Origin of the sequence: Paenibacillus sp. FSL K6-1566, assembly GCF_038050475.1 — a bacterium.
Classification (GTDB): Bacteria; Bacillota; Bacilli; order Paenibacillales; family Paenibacillaceae; genus Paenibacillus_AQ; species Paenibacillus_AQ lactis.
In genome coordinates this window covers 1,090,314-1,108,872 of record NZ_JBBOSR010000001.1, presented here as the reverse complement: position 1 = coordinate 1,108,872, position 18,559 = coordinate 1,090,314, and the positions used below count along the sequence as shown (strand labels likewise).

Below are 18,559 nucleotides of genomic sequence, written 5' to 3'. Positions count from 1 at the left end.
AAAAGACCGCTCCGAAGAACAGCCTTTCCATAAAACAATTGTTCATGATTTCCAATGCTACAAATCAAAATGAACGTCTAAGCAGGTTTCCGGGATTTACGCCGTACTTTTCCCGAAATGCCTCAGTAAAGTAACTGGGGTTGGAGTAGCCTACCGAAAGCGACGTTTCAGTCACATTCAAGTCTCCTTGCTGCAAAAGGAGAAAGGCTTTTTCCAGTCGTTTTTCCCTCAAATAACCAAATACGGTCGTTCCGTATAGTTCTTTAAAGCCAACTTTTAATTTGTTATCGTTCAGGCCAATCATACGGGACAGTTCGACCAGCGAGGGGGGATTCGCCATTCGTTCCAACATAATATCGCGCGCCCGCTGTATTTTTTGCCTTTCAATGCTAGATAGTCTCGGAGTCTTCGGCTCGGTAAGAAATGACTGAAAGGCCGATGACAGGAGCTCCAGCACATTGCACTCCAGCTCCAGGTTCTTCATGCTGCCTGTTTGCACAGACTGAGACAAGCGTTTAATAATTACGGCAGACGCGGGATCGATGGGCTCATCAAAAAGGCGGAAAGGCTTTCTCCCGAGAAGGCTGGAAAAATGAAGATGCCTGGCACCCGAGATATCCTCCATGTAATGATGGAAGGTCGAAACGGGAATCCCGACTGATAGTGCCTGATAAGGCTGATTTCCGGTAAATTCAAACAGCGCTTTCCCTTCGTCGATGAGTTGAAGCGCACACGTCCCGGGAACAAATTCGTACTGATTTCGTTCGACATGAATAACCCTCGTTCCTTGCAAACAATAGTGAAGCTCAACCATTGGCGTTGTTGTGGCTAGCGGCATGAGAAAATCGCCATGGAACATCAGCTCTTCAAACACGATCTCGAGATCGGGGCGAGGAACGAGTCGACGAATGCTTCCATCTCCGATCGGCGTATTCATCGTCATTTCCGACCCCTTTGTACTTTGCTGCCGCAGCCCGAATTCGTCGAAAAACAAATGAAAGTTATGATGGAAATCTGCCATTTTGTTCCTACCCCGTTTCGCAAAAAATTGTTAATTCAGGATTTTGCAAAATTTATAAATATACTTTTGTAGCATCATTAGCACCTCGATGATGATGTCTAAATTATAAAATAATGTTTCCCAGAAATATCGCCTTTTCTAAAAAAAGACCAATAACTCTTCCCACATGAGATCGGTACAAGTCTACAAGATGAGTGCCTCCCCTTTCGAATGTGCTGTTGGTCAACTCTGACCAGCCGTACGCGCCTCCATAGAACCCGTTATTGAACTTATATTTCACTAGTGTTATATTACATATGTGAAATAATAAATTTAAGGGGGTTCTTCATGCACCCTATTTCCAATGTCGAATTCATGCTGCTGCAAATGATCGCGGAATGCCGTCAAGCTTCGGGCTACGATATTAAGAAATTAGTCGATCAACGAGGGTATCGGGAATGGGCGAACATCGGCACGACCTCAATCTACGTCGGACTGAAGAAACTGAGTGAGAAAGGATGGATTGCATCCGAGGAATCCGATGGAAAATCCGGCAAGGGACCAGCGCCGACCCGGTATGTCCTCACCGAAGCCGGCATGGCCCAGCTGAAAGATGAGATCCTTGACAGTCTATCGTCAGCACGTGAGCGCGACAATCGCTTCGATCTTGGCTTGGCCGCTATGCCTTTTATCGGGAACGACATGGCCATAGCTGCATTACGGAAAAGGTTGGCTTTTCTTCGGGAGGCTTCAGAAGGCATACGGCAAAAATTCGAATCCCAAGGCGGCGTTCGATTGCCGCTGCACGTAAGGGCGCTGTTCTTGCATCCGCTCAGGCTGATAGAGAGTGAGCAAGCGTTCGTTGCCAGTTTAATTAACGAATTGTCGAAGGAGACCAGGGAAGATGAGCACAATCATTGAAGGCTTCGTTCCTTACCAAGGTGAGCATTGCGAAACGACTGCCATGGGCAATTTAATGCAGTTTGCGGGAATCCAGCTGTCGGAGCCGATGCTGTTCGGACTCGGACAAGGGCTCGGTTTCATTTATTGGGACTCGAAGGGAATGGATTTTCCGTTCATCGGCGGAAGAGTGAAGGTGGATCAGTTGACGGCCAACCTCGCCGACATGCTGCGTTTGACCGTTAACGTTCAAGAAACGTCCTCCGTCGATAAAGCGTGGCGGAACGTACGGGGCTGTATCGAACGCGGGATTCCGGTCGGGCTGAAATTGGATTCCTATTACTTGGACTATTTCACGAGCAAAGTGCACTTTGCCGGTCACTATGCGGTCCTATACGGTATGGATGACGAATACGCCTATATGGCGGATACCGGACAACAGGGCAGTCTGGTGAAGACGCGTTTGACAAGCTTGGCTGAAGCCAGAAATGCAAAAGGACCCATGAGTTCCCGGAATCGTTCCTTTACGCTCGAGCCGATTGACGCCTTACCTCCGCTCGCTCCCGCATTACGCCAATCCTTGACCAAGAATGCGCAGGACTATCTGAACCCGCCTATCCGCAATATCGGAAATAAAGGCATCGTGAAAATGAGCAAAGAAATCCTGAAGTGGCCTTCCCGCAGCAGCCATTTCGAGCATGATTTATGCCTGACGGCTTTGCTGATGGAACGCGCGGGAACCGGCGGCGCTTTGTTTCGGAATCTGTATCGGGATTACTTGAAGGAATGCGCCGATCAATTAGCAGACCCGCGAATCGAGCAAGCCTACCAATTGTTCACGGAGATCGCCCCAATGTGGGTCAGCGTCTCAGCATTAATCGACCGTGCGGGAAGAACGGGCAGCCACCAGGAGCTGCAGCAGGCTTCCAAGCTCTTGCTCGAGATCGCGGATAAAGAACGCACAGCCATGGAGTTATTGTTGTGAGAAAATAAATCGTTCCTTTGTAAAAAAGGATAGAGTTTCAGAAGGTATTCTGATGACTCTATCCCTTTTTCTTTATAATCTGGGCGTAACCTATGAGCGTTGTTAACGGAGGATTCATCTCGTGCGCAGCATTAGCGAAAAACACTTTGTTTTGTGCCTGAGCTTTCTTTAATGCACCTCGTTTCTGTTCAATGATACGGATTTGCTCCCTGATCCTCTGCATCATCTTCTTAAACATGCCTGCCAATTCACTGATCTCATCGCGGGAGGATACTCGCATATCCATGTTGTAATCCCCGGCATACACCTGCTGAGAGTTTTTGGATAACCGGGGGACAGACTTCGTAAAATAAGCGATCTCTCCACGTTGTGCTGCGGCCAGCTCCTTTCCTTCGTTATCGGTCGCGCCTCCCGCCCTCCCTTTTTCAAATTCTCATGAGGATACCCTCACGGCTCAAACGGTATCGGGCAGATGTATCATCCCAGCCTTACATGTATCGGATATGTAAATTTTTTTCGCGTTACTTCGCTTTTCGCAACATGTCAAAAAAAGGCTTGCGTCAGTCGGAAAATGAGTGTATGATCATCTCACAAGAATATATGAGCAATTGTTCATATACGAGGAGGTAAACGTTATGAGCCATTCCAGCCATCCGCATTCTACCCATGATCATCATGATCATCATGATCACGGGCATGATCACAGCCATGGACATGCTCACGGACATCACGGTCACGCGCATGCCCACATGCCCAATAACAAAAAGGGCCTGACCATCGCCCTGATCATCACAACCGGTATCATGTTTTTGGAATTTTTCGGCGGATTGATTACGAACAGCCTTGCCCTGCTATCAGACTCAGGCCATATGCTTAGCGATGCCGGCGCACTTGCATTAAGCCTTGCAGCCATGTTTCTGTCGGCCAAAGCCCCATCGGCGCGGAAATCCTACGGTTTTCACCGGTTCGAAATATTGGCTGCCTTACTGAACGGTGCTGCATTGTTTGTCGTTGCCGGTTCTATCATTTGGGAAGCCTATGGACGATTCTTTGAACCTCCGACCGTAGCCAGCGGCCCCATGATGGCGATCTCCTTTATCGGACTGTTTGCCAATTTGCTCAGTGCCTGGTTCCTGATGAGAAAAAGCGATGTCAAAGAAAATATCAATATCCGCAGCGCCTATCTTCATGTTCTTGGTGACGCGCTCGGTTCTGTAGGCGCCATCGCGGCCGGACTGATTATGAGCCTGACCTCCTGGTACGTCGCTGATCCTATTATCAGCGTGCTTGTCTCCCTGCTCATTTTGAAAAGCGCCTGGGGGGTCATCGCCAATGCGGTCCATATCCTGATGGAGGGAACACCGGCAGGCATCGATTCGGCAAAAGTACGCGAGGCGTTGATGGAGGTCGATGAGGTTGTGGATGTGCATGATCTCCATATTTGGACGATCACTTCAGGACTGAATTCCTTAAGCTGCCACCTTGTGATCGAAGACAACACAGACCATCAGACCGTGCTACAGCAGGCCGTCCGAGTAATTGAAGAAAAATTCAACATTACCCATACCACCATCCAGGTGGAAAATGGACAGCTCCAGCATGGTGAGCTAAAAGTTTAATGGACCGGCCGAACTGAGCAACTTTATAACAACTGTGCTAGGGGCGGCTGACTAAATCCGCCCTCAGCCTTTTACTGGTTAATACGAGGGGATGGAGATGGTGTGCCTAGCAGGATTCATTGTCGGCTATAGTGGAAGTTTAGGCCAGTAATTATACGCGAGAAATTTTCTCTAGATGTTGTCCCACAGCAATAATCTTTAGACCGTCACACGAACGATGTAGCGTTCAAAGGTTGTGGGTAAGCCTTTGTCCGTTGCGTTCTTTTCAAATATCCTTGTTATCTCCGACATAGACTGCTGAATTACCGATTCAAATACGGAAGGTTTTTGACCGAAAAGACTCATTCTAATTACGTCAATTGGTTCATGCAGGTATTCAAGGCTTCTTACCGTTTCAATCTTAGCATTCTCTAGTCCTCCCTCTTGTAATCTTTGCTTTATATTATCGAGTATAGGAGTACCTGAGGGAGAAGGTTCAAAAAAATCAGGAAATAACTCTGACAACTCCGATGTAATATGATCACCGGGGTGAAGAGCGATGAGTTTCCCACCCTGTTTAATGACTCTCTTTACGTCAAGGTAAGCTGAGGTAGGTCCTCTACGGTTATATGCACAGTCAAATTCCTCGTCTTCAAAAGGCAGCTTGTCTTTCGTGTTTGCCGTTATAAAGGTTACATTGTGCCGACCTGCATCATTTCCCTGCTTGATGAAGTCACTCGTTATATCTATACCAACAATATGCTTTACGACCGGGCTCCATTGTAAGGCAAACTCACCGTGCCCACAGCCAATATCCAGTACCTTCTTGCCCGGAACCATCTGAGACACTTCATTAGTGAAAATCAATTCACCATTGGGCTCAGTAATGGTCGATTTCCAAGAATACGAATACTGTCCTGTTAATCTTCCTAATTGAGCATACCACTCGATTGAATGGGGACGCACCCAATCCGTATGTGTTTTCGGATTAAACCATTTAATACTCATAAAACACCTCCAAAAATAATAGGGAAGAACTCATATAATAAAATTTACCAGTCAAACTTGCAATACAATTTCGGAAGAAAAAAAAGAGGGGCTTGGTCGCCCCTCTTTACTATTCCCGCCAATACATCTCCGAATTAATTGTCCTTTCGCACCAACAACGCCACACACTCCACATGTGTTGTTCTCGGAATAGGAAGGCACTCTCCCCCTTTCACTTCGCAAGGACTTTTTTTGCTTATGCATCTTGCTTTGGATGCTGTTATGAAAGCCGGTCTTATAGACGAAGGTCAGTCTGTACGGCTCGGGACTTTCCTGATTGGAGTTCTCCCCAATAATCACTTTATCAACGATGCTTTCGAATACGTTTCGGTCGAATGCGGTCAGAACCTCATTTGTTTGAAGCACTTTGCGGAAATGCTCAAGCCGCTTTCCCAAATCAATTTCATCTTGTGCGGATTGCTCCAGTTGTTCCTTTTCTTCGAGCAGTTTAGTGAGCGAAGTATCGAGTTCCACATACTTCTGTTCGTAGGTAGCCCTGTCTATTTTCTCATCCAGGCACAAATCAATCAGTCTGCAACGTTTTTGCTCCGTGGCCTGAATATCGCTGTTAATTTTGTTCAGTCTCATTTGATTATTCTGGTCGCTAAACACCGATTCCATTCTTTTCATAAGCTCGTCCAGCACGTCCGAATTTTTGCGGCACACCAATTTGTATGATTCGACAAAAGCACCCTCAATCAGCTTTTCCTCCAAGGCTTTACTGTGAGGGCAGTATTTCTTCCCCTTTTTCGTGGCTGTCACGCACTGCCAAATCACCTTCTCGTGCGGAGTTCCGCTGTGCCAGTTCCGCCGCGAGAGATTGCTTCCGCAGAAAGCACATTCCAACTTGCTGCTGAAAGCAAATTTTCTGCTGTACTTGTCCCGCTTGCCTATTGCGCCGCGGCGGCGATTTTCGCCTCTTCGATGCAATATATCCTGCGCCTTCTCAAATACTTCCTCGCTGACAATCGGCTCATGATGATTTTTGACATAAAACTGATCTTCCTCGCCGTAATTGTCCAATCTTCTCTTGGAAATGGGATCGACGGTAAATGTCTTTCCTTGCAGCAAATCGCCTTTGTACTTCTCATTCTTTATGATACCAAGAACGGTTGTGTCCTGCCATTCGACTCTTCCGTACTTGGTCTTATGTCCCGCCTCAGTCAGTTCCTTGGCAATAACGTAAGCGCCGATCCCCGATGTATATCGTTCAAAAATATAGCGGACGATTTCGGCTTCTTCTTGATTAACGGTGATCTGTTTCGTATTCACATCGTAATCATAGCCCAAACAACTTTGGAAGCCCACCAGTTCGCCGCGCTTCATTTTCATCTTCAACCCTTTTTTTACGTTGGCGGAGATGTTCTCCACTTCCTGCTGCGCTACTGAGCTTAGAATGACGAGCAGCAATTCGCCGTCCATCGTCAGCGTATTGATATTCTCATCTTCAAAATGTACGGCGATGTTCTTTTCCTTCAACATTCGGACGTATTTCAACGTGTCCAGCGTATTTCTTGCAAACCTGGAGATAGACTTCGTGATGATCATATCAATTTTCCCGTCCATACAATCGTTAATCATGCGCTGAAAATCCTCGCGCTTCGTTACCTGAGTACCGGTTATGGCTTCATCTGCATAAATATCAACCAGCACCCAGTCGCTTCGTTTGCTAACGAGATCGGTGTAATAGGCGACTTGCGACTTGTAGCTGCTCAATTGCTCCTCGGTGTCGGTACTTACGCGGGCATAAGGGGCGACGCGAAGGACATCCGATAACTTTCCGGCGTTGCGATCGGATATTTTCCTACTTGCTTTAATTACTTCTACTTCGAGAGCCATGATGTTGTCCTCCATTCTTATTTACTTGCCATCAGTTTAATAAGAGATGGGCGGACCGACAAATGTGCGAATCAAGAAGTAAGGTCCGAAATGATGCCGTAATCCCGCATCGTTTTGTTCTTTATCAAATGAAATTCGTTTTCGGTAATCAAAGATAATGCCAGTAATTGTTTTATCATAGCGATTTGCATGCTGTACCGGATGAGTTTATGGTTCATAAAAACCTCCCAATAATCCAGCAAAGCTGAAAAACAGAGATGCGCGACAAACATTACCGCTTGTGCGCATCTCTGTTTCCGCCTCTGTTTTGGTTGCTTCTCTTCCATTAACCCTATCCGGCGGACAGTGGTTAGCCGTCCTCATAGGCTTCAAACCTCTTCCAGGATCGCTGCAAGCCGCCCCCATTGCGATGAGCTATGGCTGGACGAAAGTATCATTATCCCTCCGCATGGATCTTCGCCTTAAATGGAACCACCATTTATGGATTGCATGGGCAAAATCGCTCGCTTTCTGACGGTTCCGCTACAAGACATGCAAAAACAAGAACCGGCAAAATGGTCGTGGCGCGCCTGCAATTTGGCTATCCTTCTAGGCCATGCGGGGAACGTACCGGATAAGATTGTATTCGGTTGTCAAAGTTCATTGAGAGGAACGGAACATGTCCCTCTATTATTCATTTCATTTTTAATGCAAAATCGGACCAAACTTTTCGAATATCTCTTTTCATTTAGCTTACAACAAACGTCCTATAGGGACTTATCTCCCATTTATATGGTATTATTATGAGAAAGACTTCTCGTTTGTTCGTAGGTCGATTTGGTTGAAACCGTGAGAATTTCGTTCCAACAAAAAAATTTCAACTTAAGTTCACATCGTACCGAATCAAAACTCCCAGCAGAATTGCTTTACATTTATAACTTCGAATAGTCATAATTTTTTCTTATATAAGATTCCTTGAGATTTGATTCTAATTGAAAGCGAGGACATCTAACATGTCGTATATTTCAAAGATTAAACGTTCTAAAGAAAAAGTTTACAGTCATGCAATTGCTACGAAAATCCTCGACTTGATGGATAAATTGAGATTTGATGAAAATGGAGACTCTGCACGGCGTTGGGTATGGGAGCTATTGCAAAATGCTAAAGATGTTGCACACGAAAATTGCGATCTAACAATCGAAATTGATTTTAAAGTAGATGATGAAAATAAAATTATTGAATTCAAGCATAACGGGAAACCTTTCACGACGGATAATGTAACCTTTTTGATTGAGCAAGTTTCGACAAAAGAAAGGACAACGCAGGAAACTGTCAAGAAAAAAACAGGGAAATTCGGAACAGGCTTTCTCACAACACATCTACTGTCAGAAGAAGTTGAAATTGAGGGTGTACTTAAGGAATTGGATGAACCATATAAAAAATTCAAGATCAGACTTGATCGAAGCGGTACTGATATTCATGAGATTATCGCTTCAGTGAACAATTCACATGCATCACTTGAAGATATTGATTTGCAAGGTCCGTACAATGATTATTCACCTGAAGGTCTCAATACCGTTTTCAGATATGTTTTGGACGAAAGTGGCGTAAAGGTAGCCCAAACTGGATTAAATGACCTACACATTGCATTGGCTTATACGTTAGTCTTCTTGCCTGAGATAAAATCCGTCAATATAGCCAATGAGAACGTTCAGTACGAGTTGTCCAGAAGCCATCGTGAATTAGGAGATAATATTAAGCTTTACAAAGTGACAAAAAGCGAATTGTGGGACGAAGACGAGACTCAAATTGCGGTTTTAACTGAAAATGATGTTTCTATAGCTGTAGAGATTGAATTTGCTGAGGATAGAATCTTTCTAAAAGAGTATAATCCGCAATTGCCTAGATTGTTTTGTGATTTTCCATTAATCGGGACAGAGGATTTTTCATTTCCTGTTGTTATAAATAGTTCTAATTTTAATCCGAATGAACCGAGAAACGGTGTATACCTCACAGATCGCCCAGGGCAAAAAATTGAGGAGAATAAATCAATAATTCTTAAAGCGTTAAAGCTCTATAACACTTTGTTAGACCATGCCTCAAAGGAAAACTGGGGGAATATCCATTTACTTGCAAAAATACCGAAACAGAAAGAACAAGCATGGATTTCAAAAGAATGGTTTAATAGTGAAGTACTCCTCCCTATTAAATCTAAAATACTTAATACTCCAATCGTAGATACCGAAGACGGCAGGAGAATTACAATTCTTCGCGAGGATGGTAAGGCAAATGTCTGGTTTCCTTCAGCATCCTCTAAAGATCTAAGAAATAAGATTTGGGATTTAGGGTCTCAGTGGATACCATCAATGTTACCACGGAAGGCTCATATTGATGTTTGGTATGAGCTTATATGGCCTGAAATGGGCCAGCTTACATCGAAAGTGATTACTAATTCAATCCATCAGAGAAATGACATAGATAATTTGGCCAAATCGCTTGTTAGAGGTATTGATCCCATCTCATGGCTAAATTCTTATTATCAGATATTAAATTTAGACCAAGATTGTTTGAATGATGTGAACAACGACCAATATTCAGTTATTCCCAACCAAAAGGGCATTTTTAAGAAAAAATCAGAGTTGAAAATTGATAAGAATATCGACGAAGAATTAAAGAACGTAATGGAACTACTAGGAATAGATATTCGGGATTACTTAGTGCATAATAAAGTAGCAACTGGTCAAATCAAATATGCAGTTAAACGACAAGAAGAAATCGTAGATGAAATGAACAAATTAATAAGGGAAGGAAAACGCGAAAAAATATTGCACGCTTGCAATTATTTAATAACGCTATATTCCAAAACACCTGATTTTCCAAGCAAGAGAAAATTAATTTACCAATTTTGTAAGGCGATTTATCCCAATGAGATACACGAAGAAAGAATAATATATAACTGGTCCGAAAACATTTGGGACGAGGTTGATAAAAGGCAGATTAGGTGGATTGCTCAAACCATAGCTAAAACAGGAAGTGTTTCTGCATTTACAGAATACCTGCAGTGGACAAGCACATCACAAACTCTTGGCTGGTTAAACAATTTTATTTCATTCCTGATAGATAATGATTACGATAATATATTAAACAACAGTGTCAATCCGATTCTGCCCAACCAGTATGGTGAATTTGTCATAAAAGATGATCTATATTTGGATGACGGCGAGATTGACGGAGCTTTAAAAGACATTTCTGCTGAACTGGGATACGATTTCAGAAAAGAATTGCTTGACCTAAATATATTTTTAGATTTGCCAGAAACTCGAGTGAAGAAGGAACAGGATGTAGCGGACCAAATATCTGTTCTGTTAACAAAACGACTTAATGAATATCCTAGGAGCGAGGAATCTAAAGTAATATTCAGAAAAATTTTCGTTTGGTTTAATGAGAACAAAGAAAAAGCCAAAAAGTTATTTCATGAAATATATAAAAATAAACATAAGCTTATTGATGATGAAGAGATTGCGATTAACATGGAAAAAGCAGAAAAATTTGATCGAATACTTAATAAGTATGGACTTACCGATGAATCGGCTTTGGAAAATCTATTATCAATTCAATCGACATTAGAAGCCGAAATCTTAGGGGCTAAGCAAAAAATTACAGAAGAATTTTTGATTCAGTCGGGGATCTTTTCGGATAGGGGGTTAGAGAGAGCGTTAGAGAACAGCTTCTTTGCTGAAAACTTTATTCATATATCTGACAGTAACCCTATTAAATTTGACTATGTGCAAAATATATTGAACAGATCTAGAGAGAGAATATTGAATTACTTAAAAAAGAAACCAGATTATAATTTAGATAATATGATTGAAATTGACAAGACTATTTTTTTAATATCGAAAAATAACGAGGAAATTTACCTTATTACTAGACCTTCTGACTTTGGCCAAATAATAATTTATTATGACACGGAAAAAGACGTACTTGATTACGAGAAGGATTGGGAAATATGGGTTGAAAACGGTCGGGATGAGCCAGAGAAAGTAACATTCGGGAAAATACTAAAAACTACGGGAATAAACAAAATTCCATTGAGAAAAATACGATAGGTGTATTAAATGTCTTTAGATACCGATATCACTAAGTTACTCGCGAAGGAAATTACGGCCAATATAATATGTCGAGAATTTCAATTAAAGCCTAGTGCTATTGCAACATATATATGTGCATTAGCGAACACTGGTCTCGGTTATATTATCATTGGGGCTACGTATGATGGTGAAAGTTTTTATTTAAATGGAATCAGTCAGAAATTTAATTTTCAAAATGTAATTGATAATGCGCTAAAACTATTTTCTTTGCAACCTGAAATTGAATATGCCATTGTGGAAAAGGAAAAGAAATATTTGTTTGTAATTAAGGTGTTAAAATCCAAACATGATGTCTTTGTACTTAATAGCAAATATGTCTTAGAGGGCTCTGACATAATAAAATGCGAAGGAGCGATTGAATTGGATACTTCAAAAGTTTTCATTGTTCATGGTCATGACAATGAAGCTAAATATACAACAGCACGATTCGTTGAAAAGTTGGGTTTGGAAGCAATTATTTTACACGAACAAGCAAGCAAGGGAAAGACAATTATAGAAAAAATCGAAGAACATTCCAATGTTGGATTCGCAATCGTATTATATACTTCTTGTGATGTCGGGAAGTCGAAAGATGAGCAAGAATTAAAACCTCGTGCAAGACAAAATGTGGTCTTTGAGCATGGGTATCTTATTGGAAAAATAGGACGAGAAAATGTATGTGCGCTTGTAAAGGGGGATGTTGAAAAACCTAACGATATCTCTGGTGTTGTTTATGTTGATATGGATAGTCATGGCGCTTGGAAAATAGCATTAGCTAGAGAGATGAAAAGTTCCGGCTACGACATTGATATGAATAAAATTTACTAAAAACTAACTATCGCCCAGAATTTCAAAGATTCTGGTATGGCGCGTCGCTCGTCACTGCGGTTTGAACAATACACACCAGGAGAGAAGGGAAAAGACGATATATTGGCCGGAATAGCCGCGCTGCTTGGGCTATTCTGGCCAATTAGCCGCACCGAATTCGGCATCACTTCACGTCCAAGTAATTTTTTGAATATTTGGTCATGATTCGGCTCAGCATTCTAGCTCTCCGTCTGCTCAAGCGTCACAGCTTCGCCAACACACATAACCTACAGTGACGAGTGTTTTAGCTTCAACAGTACAATGGTCAAAACCATTTACGTATCATGCGCTAGCAATTTGTATGCTTTGTATCGCCTCACTTTTCCAGCCCAACTTAGGTAAGTAGCTTTCTTTGTGGTTATGCACCAATTCTCCCAAAACTTTTTTAGATTGGATCAAAATCAACTTTAACTTCGCGGAAAATTGCTAAAAATTTTTCACTCATAACGAGTTCTCTGTTATACTCCAATTAGTTTCTTTTCCCATGCTCTCTTTTCAATTTCGTCAGGAACAGCAAGCACAAGCAGTTTACGCGGCCTCGTAATGCCCACATAGACAATTCTTAACTCTTCACAAGTTGTAATACTAGTGTTATTTTTTATATACGTACTGTAATTACTTCTCTGGCCGGCCTTTTTCTTTAAAAAAAGTAGCACAGCATCAAAGGTCTCGCCTTTCGCGGTATGCACTGTTCCCAATCTATACTCACGATGTTCCGCATATAATTCGGCAGTTTCAAACAATTGATTGAACGTCAGACCTCCAAAACAAGAGTCAACTTCCAGTTTTATTCTGATGCCATTTATTTTGAAATTCTGATTTGCTTGATTAATCCAGCTCATAAGATCGACGTTAGTCTTTGGCAGTAACTGAAGAATCTTTAGAACACGTTTTCGATATTTCAAAAAACCTTCCACTGATATCCTTTCGGCAATGTCATTTTCCGAGCAGTAATTATTGCCTGTAAGTGCTTTATAAATTGCACGCTCAATCATTTTATAACCATCTTTAAATTGCTTACGATCGTATAAGTATTTGCCTTTGGCGAACTCTCTTGTAAACATTTTTCCGGGGAGCCAAGGGACTTCCTGCTTCATTGCACCGTCGATACCTATAATTTGATTGTAAAAGCCCTTACTTCTGTACAATACAGCAATTTTTTCACGGTTTATATCGATTTGGTGCTGAATGCATAAGCGAAGAAAATCATCGATTGTATGCTGTAAATTGTCTGCATTATAGGTAACAATAGTTGGCTGTAGTTCGCATTCTTTCACATTTTCGTTTACTGCTACTGATGGATTATCTAAAGAAGATAACCGATAAGTAAAATTGCAGATATTACGGGAACTTCTTCTATTTTCGTTTAAAACGATTGAGTTTTCTTTCCAAAGAGCATACTTTTCTATAAATAATTCCGGTTTGGCATCATTCCATTCATATATTGCCTGATCCGGATCTCCAATCATCAAAATGTGCTCAAGCCCGTGATTCAGGAGACAGTCGATGATTTTCATTTGAACATCCGATGTATCCTGTGCTTCGTCAATCATAAGTTCGGGGAATCTCTGCACAATTGATTTGGCCACTGCAGGATAACTCTCCAATATTTTAGTTGAAATGTAGTTGGCATCTGATTGTGTGGCAAATCCTTGTTTCCAGAAAGCATACTTCATGTGTTTCAGGTGCTTGACATGACCACTTTCGGAGCCATCTTTATTAAACCATTTGAAATGATATTGTGTCGGGCTCTTGGTACGTATCGCAATATCCTCAGCGTTGAAACTTACTGCATCAAAGTATCGGTTATAATCTCTCTCATATTTTCCACCCGTCCAAGTACCATGTGGTTCACCAACAAGGATGGGACGCCTACTGCACCCCATAATGAGATGACCATAAGGCAAAAAAATGAATTTATTAACGAAGCTGTCGATTGTGCCTAAAAAGTGAGGATATTGCACGGGTATTCTAATCTCAAACTTTTCATTAAGTTGTTTTTCAATCTCCTTCCATGCAACATTTGTAAAGGAAATAGCAGCAATACCTTGGCATTTTCGATCCCAATTACTTATTCTATAGGCTAATCTCGCGGCAAGCGAGTATGTTTTCCCGCTGCCGGGACATGCTCTGACGACAGATCTTCCGGTTTTTTCAAAAACAATCTCGCGTTGTCCTGAGGACAGAGAACTAAACATCGGCATCATCCTGAACAACCCATTTGATTGCTTGTGCGATGTACTCAGGGACTTTAAAGTTAATTTTTGTTGCCCCTTGATTTGCATCGTTTGGGTGTGCTTTATTAGCCAATTCCTTTTCGGATTGACGATAGTCAAACAGTTCGGCTTCAAGTTTCACTGCCAGCCGATAAGCCAGTTCCGACTTATCCTTGTTAGTCCCAAGCTTATTCATAAACTCGCGAGCATGCTGAATATCGGAACTACCTTTCTCAATAATAGTACGCTGATGCATCTCCTGATAGATATTCAGCAACAAATCCCTGTTCGCTTTGTCCTCTAGAAACAAATCATGTTCAAATGTGACTTTTGCTAACTGCACTTTTAAAAGCCCTTGCTGCATAGCCACAGCTTTTACAGCCCTCTCTGAAATTTCTCCAGTTGATTTAGGATCACTATCCGTTATAATAGCTGCTCTTGCATGCAGTCTCTTTTCTTCATCCGTAGAGTTAAACAACTTTCCAAAATGCTCAAAGGCCACGCCGTTCACATTCACAATTTCAATCCCGTTTTTATCCAGATCATACTTCCCGTCTTTATCCATTAATTTTGCAAAAACAGGCAAAAGCAATGCCTCGGAAATACCCTCGACAAAGATGACTCCATTAGCGAAAAATAATTGCGACTTTGTTACATCCAGAAACTTGGCTAAAAACGCTTTGTTCTCATCCTTTAAGTCAGAATTTTTAATTGACAACGCCGAAATATTGTTCTTTTGATTTTGCACAACGATAAGCGCATTTAAATCGGCTTTGGCAGTAATAGTCGGAGAATGCGATGTAACAAAAAGCTGGAATCCGATCTTGTCTAATTCATTCAGATATTTGAAGAATAAGTTTTGCAACTGTGGGTGCAGATGAGCTTCCGGTTCTTCGATTAACAGGGCAATATAGGTCTCAGGTTCGACTTGCTGTCTGTTCTTTAAATCGCCGAGAACAGTTGCAGTATATATCAGGTTATTATACCCTAGTCCATTCTGATAGAGTTCAAAATACTCTTGCTTTGAAGAATCGGTTTGCAGATTTTCTTGGTTGAAAACAGGAATTTGCATGCGAAGATTATCGACTATGCCTTTAAACTCGTAAGGAAGAAAGTCGATCTCTACTTCTTGTCCTTTTCCATGAAAGGTTGTTTGCTTTAAATGTTCGTTAACTTTTTCTTTTCCGGTGGTAATTAAATCTGTCCATTCTTGATTGTTTTTCAAAGCATCCGTTACTTTTCTGGCCAGTTCCTTACGCTTATCTTCATCAATTCGATTTTTATTGCTGTCCTCGTTCAGATTCATGTAGAGCTGTCCGATACGATTTCCTCTGGAGGGTCTCAAATACTGTTCGGCATCTCTTAATGCCCCGAGATATACAAACAACAGTAGATCCCATACATCGGGTTCAATTTGCTGGCCTTCATTATGCCCGCCCCAAACCCTGTACTTTATTTTTTCTATATATTTTTGTCGATCTATGTAATATCGAAAATGTATTTGCAACTCACTCTGACCATTATCGTTGAGTGCATGCAAATCGTTAAACCAGCCCGTCTCTTCATCTTTCTCTACTTCAAAATTCAAATGAAACTCGATGTCAGGAAGCAGGAGATCAGGGTTCGACCTATCGATGTAAAAGTCACTTCTCCGAACGTAAATGTCACGGGCTTGTTTTCCGTAACTTAAACATATTCTCAAAGCATCGATGATCGCGGATTTGCCGGCGTTATTCTCCCCGACAAGAATATTTAACCCCTTATTAAATTCAAGCTTTAGCTCTTTTATAGCTCTAAAGTTCTTGATATGGAGATATTTTAAATACATAGGACCATCTCCTCTGCGTTTATGTTAATACCAAAACTTAGAAGTCCGTAAGCCCAAAGTAATAAATACGACAATACCGGACAACATTCCTGCTTTATCATCTTTTGTTGATGTCGGTTGTAGCTGGGGAAGAAGAGCTTGTGACGGTTTCTAAAATCATCATCGTATCGTTCTGAGGAAGATTACCTCACCGGTTAATACCACTCGCCAGATACGGCCTGCCAAACAACACTTGTTTGTCCGAATCGAACAGATTGCGATACACCACCTGCCCCCGACTTGAGGAAGCGTCCACTACTTTGCCGTCTCCCGCATAAATCCCAACATGGGTAATATCCATAAATCTACCGTTCCGTTCGTAACTCCAAAACACGAGATCGCCCGGAACCAAATCCGCCGCGCTTACGGTCAGGCCATTCTCCACGCAAAATCTGGCCTGCTCCGCGGCGGTTCGCGGCAAGCTAATGCCTAACTGACGATACACCCATTGGACGAGATAGCTGCAATCCGTATAGTTGTCCTGACCGGCCTTCGGTTGGCTGTACGGATCGCCTAGACGAGTCAGCGCCAATTTGACGGCTTCACTGCCCAGTTCACCATCGGGCAAATGCTGTTGAACCAAATCAAGTTGCTCCGGCGTCAAACCAATATCCGCATCTTTTCCAAGTATTGCATACATGAGCGGGCGAAACTCCTCGGACAGCATTTCCTTCATTAATTCCATCTGTTCATTTGTAAAGCGGTATATATCTGCCTGTTGCTCCGCAGTTTGGCTAATGACCGTAATATGCAAAATGCGCTCATATCGGGTAACCGTCTCTTCGCTGGTGCTCCCGTCCTCCTGTTCGACCGTAACCGTTTCCTTATGTTCTATCGTTTCAACACGAGATTCCAGCGAATTCATATCCCAAAATACCGATCGAATGATACCGATTCTTGTTGCATCAAGCGTGGCCACATCCATTCCGTTTTCAGCATCCGTGACGGTCTTCACGGCAAAGACGGCGATAATGTCCATCCAGTTATCGATTCGTGTATTGTCCGCGCTGCCGGGATAATGATATTCCACCCGGTCTACATTGCCAGCGGATTGCTGTATATCTACCAGTCGGGCGGCAAATTCATCCTCTATTTCCTGAACGATTCGGGTAAGCGGCTTTACATCGGCATCCGTATTTTCACCAGACACAAAGATACCGAAAGGAGAGGAAATGACAGCGGCTATCGCCATGACAATGCACAACAATACAATCACCGAACCGCTGATCCCCAAAAGCCCCGTCAATCCCTTGACAAGCAGGGCGGTAGCTCTTACAACCATTTTAATGATAAGGCGATTCAATCTCGCGATAGCTCGCGCGGTTTGAATGGACCGGCGGGCAGACATCGCCATCTGCGCATCCCGTTGTGCTTCCTTGACGGCATTCATTTTCCCTTCAGTTTGAGCATCCGAATGATTGTTAGCGTGCTCTAGCCGATGCCCATTTTTTATAAATGGCGATAACGTCTTGAAATTTCGTACTTTCCGTTTGATCGTATGACCTGATTGTTTCATTATAGTAGACGGGACTCGGTTTAAAGGTTGCACGTATCCATTTGCTGAACGAGATACCGCGGCGGAGAATGTTTCCTTCTTCCCGACCGGTTTTGGATGTCCGATATCCCGTTTCTGCATCCGGTCAGGATAGCTGCCTGTTCGTGAACGATGCAGAAGCCGGGCATTGACACGGCTTCGTATAAAACGTTGTTTCCCTGAATGCGAGCCAGATGACAAAACGTATTTTCCATTAACCGGCTTACGGAGACGTATGCTACGGGCAAGTCGCGGTGTACGCGTAATCGAAGACTCCGTATTAACATCAATCGGGTTCTGACTTGTGACAGAATCACCATCTGGCAACGACCGCCTTTTTAGAATGTGCCGAATCAATCTCTTGTTGATACGCAGACTCATCCCCATTTGGGCACGTATCGTTTTTTTCGTAGCCGCTGCGGAATGGCGCTGCGCATATTCAACTGGAGACGAGGAAGTCGTCTTGTCATTCTCAACTTGCCGCTTGGCACGATCGCTTGAACGATTTACACGATCCAACACGTTTGGGAATCTGTCCAAACGTTTGATGTCTTTCACAACATTCCTCGTTTTAATTTCCTTCATCGTCCCATTCCA

12 protein-coding genes are annotated in these 18,559 nt (G+C 42.6%); 5 read left to right on the top strand and 7 right to left on the bottom strand.

From position 1 onward, the window contains the following. Window positions 1-64: 64 nt before the first annotated feature. Window positions 65-1,021 carry a helix-turn-helix transcriptional regulator gene (locus tag NST08_RS04800; RefSeq protein WP_210095629.1) on the bottom strand — a complete coding sequence of 319 codons (957 nt, stop codon included), beginning with the start codon at window positions 1,019-1,021 and terminating at the stop codon, window positions 65-67. 327 nt (window positions 1,022-1,348) lie between these two features. Between NST08_RS04800 and NST08_RS04795 the strand changes: the two genes are divergently transcribed. Together NST08_RS04795 and NST08_RS04790 are read left to right on the top strand one after the other, a co-directional pair. After that, the gene (locus NST08_RS04795) at window positions 1,349-1,921 is read left to right on the top strand and encodes a PadR family transcriptional regulator (protein WP_341341494.1); all 573 of its coding nucleotides are present in this window, start codon (window positions 1,349-1,351) and stop codon (window positions 1,919-1,921) included. Further along, window positions 1,905-2,885, top strand: coding sequence for a BtrH N-terminal domain-containing protein (locus tag NST08_RS04790; RefSeq protein WP_341341493.1), 981 nt, complete (start codon window positions 1,905-1,907; stop codon window positions 2,883-2,885). Before NST08_RS04795 ends, NST08_RS04790 begins: the two co-directional genes overlap by 17 nt. Window positions 2,886-2,943: 58 nt before the next feature. Here the strand turns inward: NST08_RS04790 and NST08_RS04785 are convergent, their stop codons facing one another. After that, the gene (locus tag NST08_RS04785) at window positions 2,944-3,243 is read right to left on the bottom strand and encodes a HAMP domain-containing protein (protein ID WP_341342610.1); all 300 of its coding nucleotides are present in this window, start codon (window positions 3,241-3,243) and stop codon (window positions 2,944-2,946) included. A gap of 277 nt (window positions 3,244-3,520) precedes the next feature. On the opposite strand from NST08_RS04785, the gene NST08_RS04780 reads away from it, so the two are divergent. Next, window positions 3,521-4,504, top strand: a complete 984-nt coding sequence (locus NST08_RS04780) for a cation diffusion facilitator family transporter (RefSeq protein WP_341341492.1) — start codon at window positions 3,521-3,523, stop codon at window positions 4,502-4,504. Between the two features lie 198 nt (window positions 4,505-4,702). On the opposite strand, the gene NST08_RS04775 is transcribed toward NST08_RS04780, so the two are convergent. Together NST08_RS04775 and NST08_RS04770 are read right to left on the bottom strand one after the other, a co-directional pair. Continuing rightward, window positions 4,703-5,491 carry a methyltransferase domain-containing protein gene (locus tag NST08_RS04775; protein ID WP_210095625.1) on the bottom strand — a complete coding sequence of 263 codons (789 nt, stop codon included), beginning with the start codon at window positions 5,489-5,491 and terminating at the stop codon, window positions 4,703-4,705. 51 nt (window positions 5,492-5,542) lie between these two features. Next, entirely contained in the window at window positions 5,543-7,369 is a 1,827-nt protein-coding gene (locus NST08_RS04770; RefSeq protein WP_341341491.1) for a recombinase family protein, read from the bottom strand. Window positions 7,370-8,361: 992 nt separating this feature from the next. Here NST08_RS04770 and NST08_RS04765 point away from each other — a divergent pair. Then, window positions 8,362-11,457 carry a sacsin N-terminal ATP-binding-like domain-containing protein gene (locus tag NST08_RS04765; RefSeq protein WP_251536455.1) on the top strand — a complete coding sequence of 1,032 codons (3,096 nt, stop codon included), beginning with the start codon at window positions 8,362-8,364 and terminating at the stop codon, window positions 11,455-11,457. Between the two features lie 9 nt (window positions 11,458-11,466). Continuing rightward, window positions 11,467-12,306: a TIR domain-containing protein gene (locus NST08_RS04760; protein WP_251536453.1), complete on the top strand. Its 840-nt coding sequence runs from the start codon at window positions 11,467-11,469 to the stop codon at window positions 12,304-12,306. Between the two features lie 497 nt (window positions 12,307-12,803). On the opposite strand, the gene NST08_RS04755 is transcribed toward NST08_RS04760, so the two are convergent. The 3 genes from NST08_RS04755 to NST08_RS04745 all read right to left on the bottom strand — a co-directional run bounded on the left by NST08_RS04755 (window position 12,804) and on the right by NST08_RS04745 (window position 18,547). Next, the gene (locus NST08_RS04755) at window positions 12,804-14,543 is read right to left on the bottom strand and encodes an ATP-dependent helicase (protein WP_251536451.1); all 1,740 of its coding nucleotides are present in this window, start codon (window positions 14,541-14,543) and stop codon (window positions 12,804-12,806) included. Then, complete coding sequence (locus NST08_RS04750; protein WP_251536450.1) at window positions 14,536-16,389, bottom strand: ATP-dependent nuclease; 1,854 nt, start codon at window positions 16,387-16,389, stop codon at window positions 14,536-14,538. Before NST08_RS04750 ends, NST08_RS04755 begins: the two co-directional genes overlap by 8 nt. 187 nt (window positions 16,390-16,576) lie before the next feature. After that, complete coding sequence (locus NST08_RS04745; protein WP_251536448.1) at window positions 16,577-18,547, bottom strand: C40 family peptidase; 1,971 nt, start codon at window positions 18,545-18,547, stop codon at window positions 16,577-16,579. Window positions 18,548-18,559 lie beyond the last annotated feature (12 nt).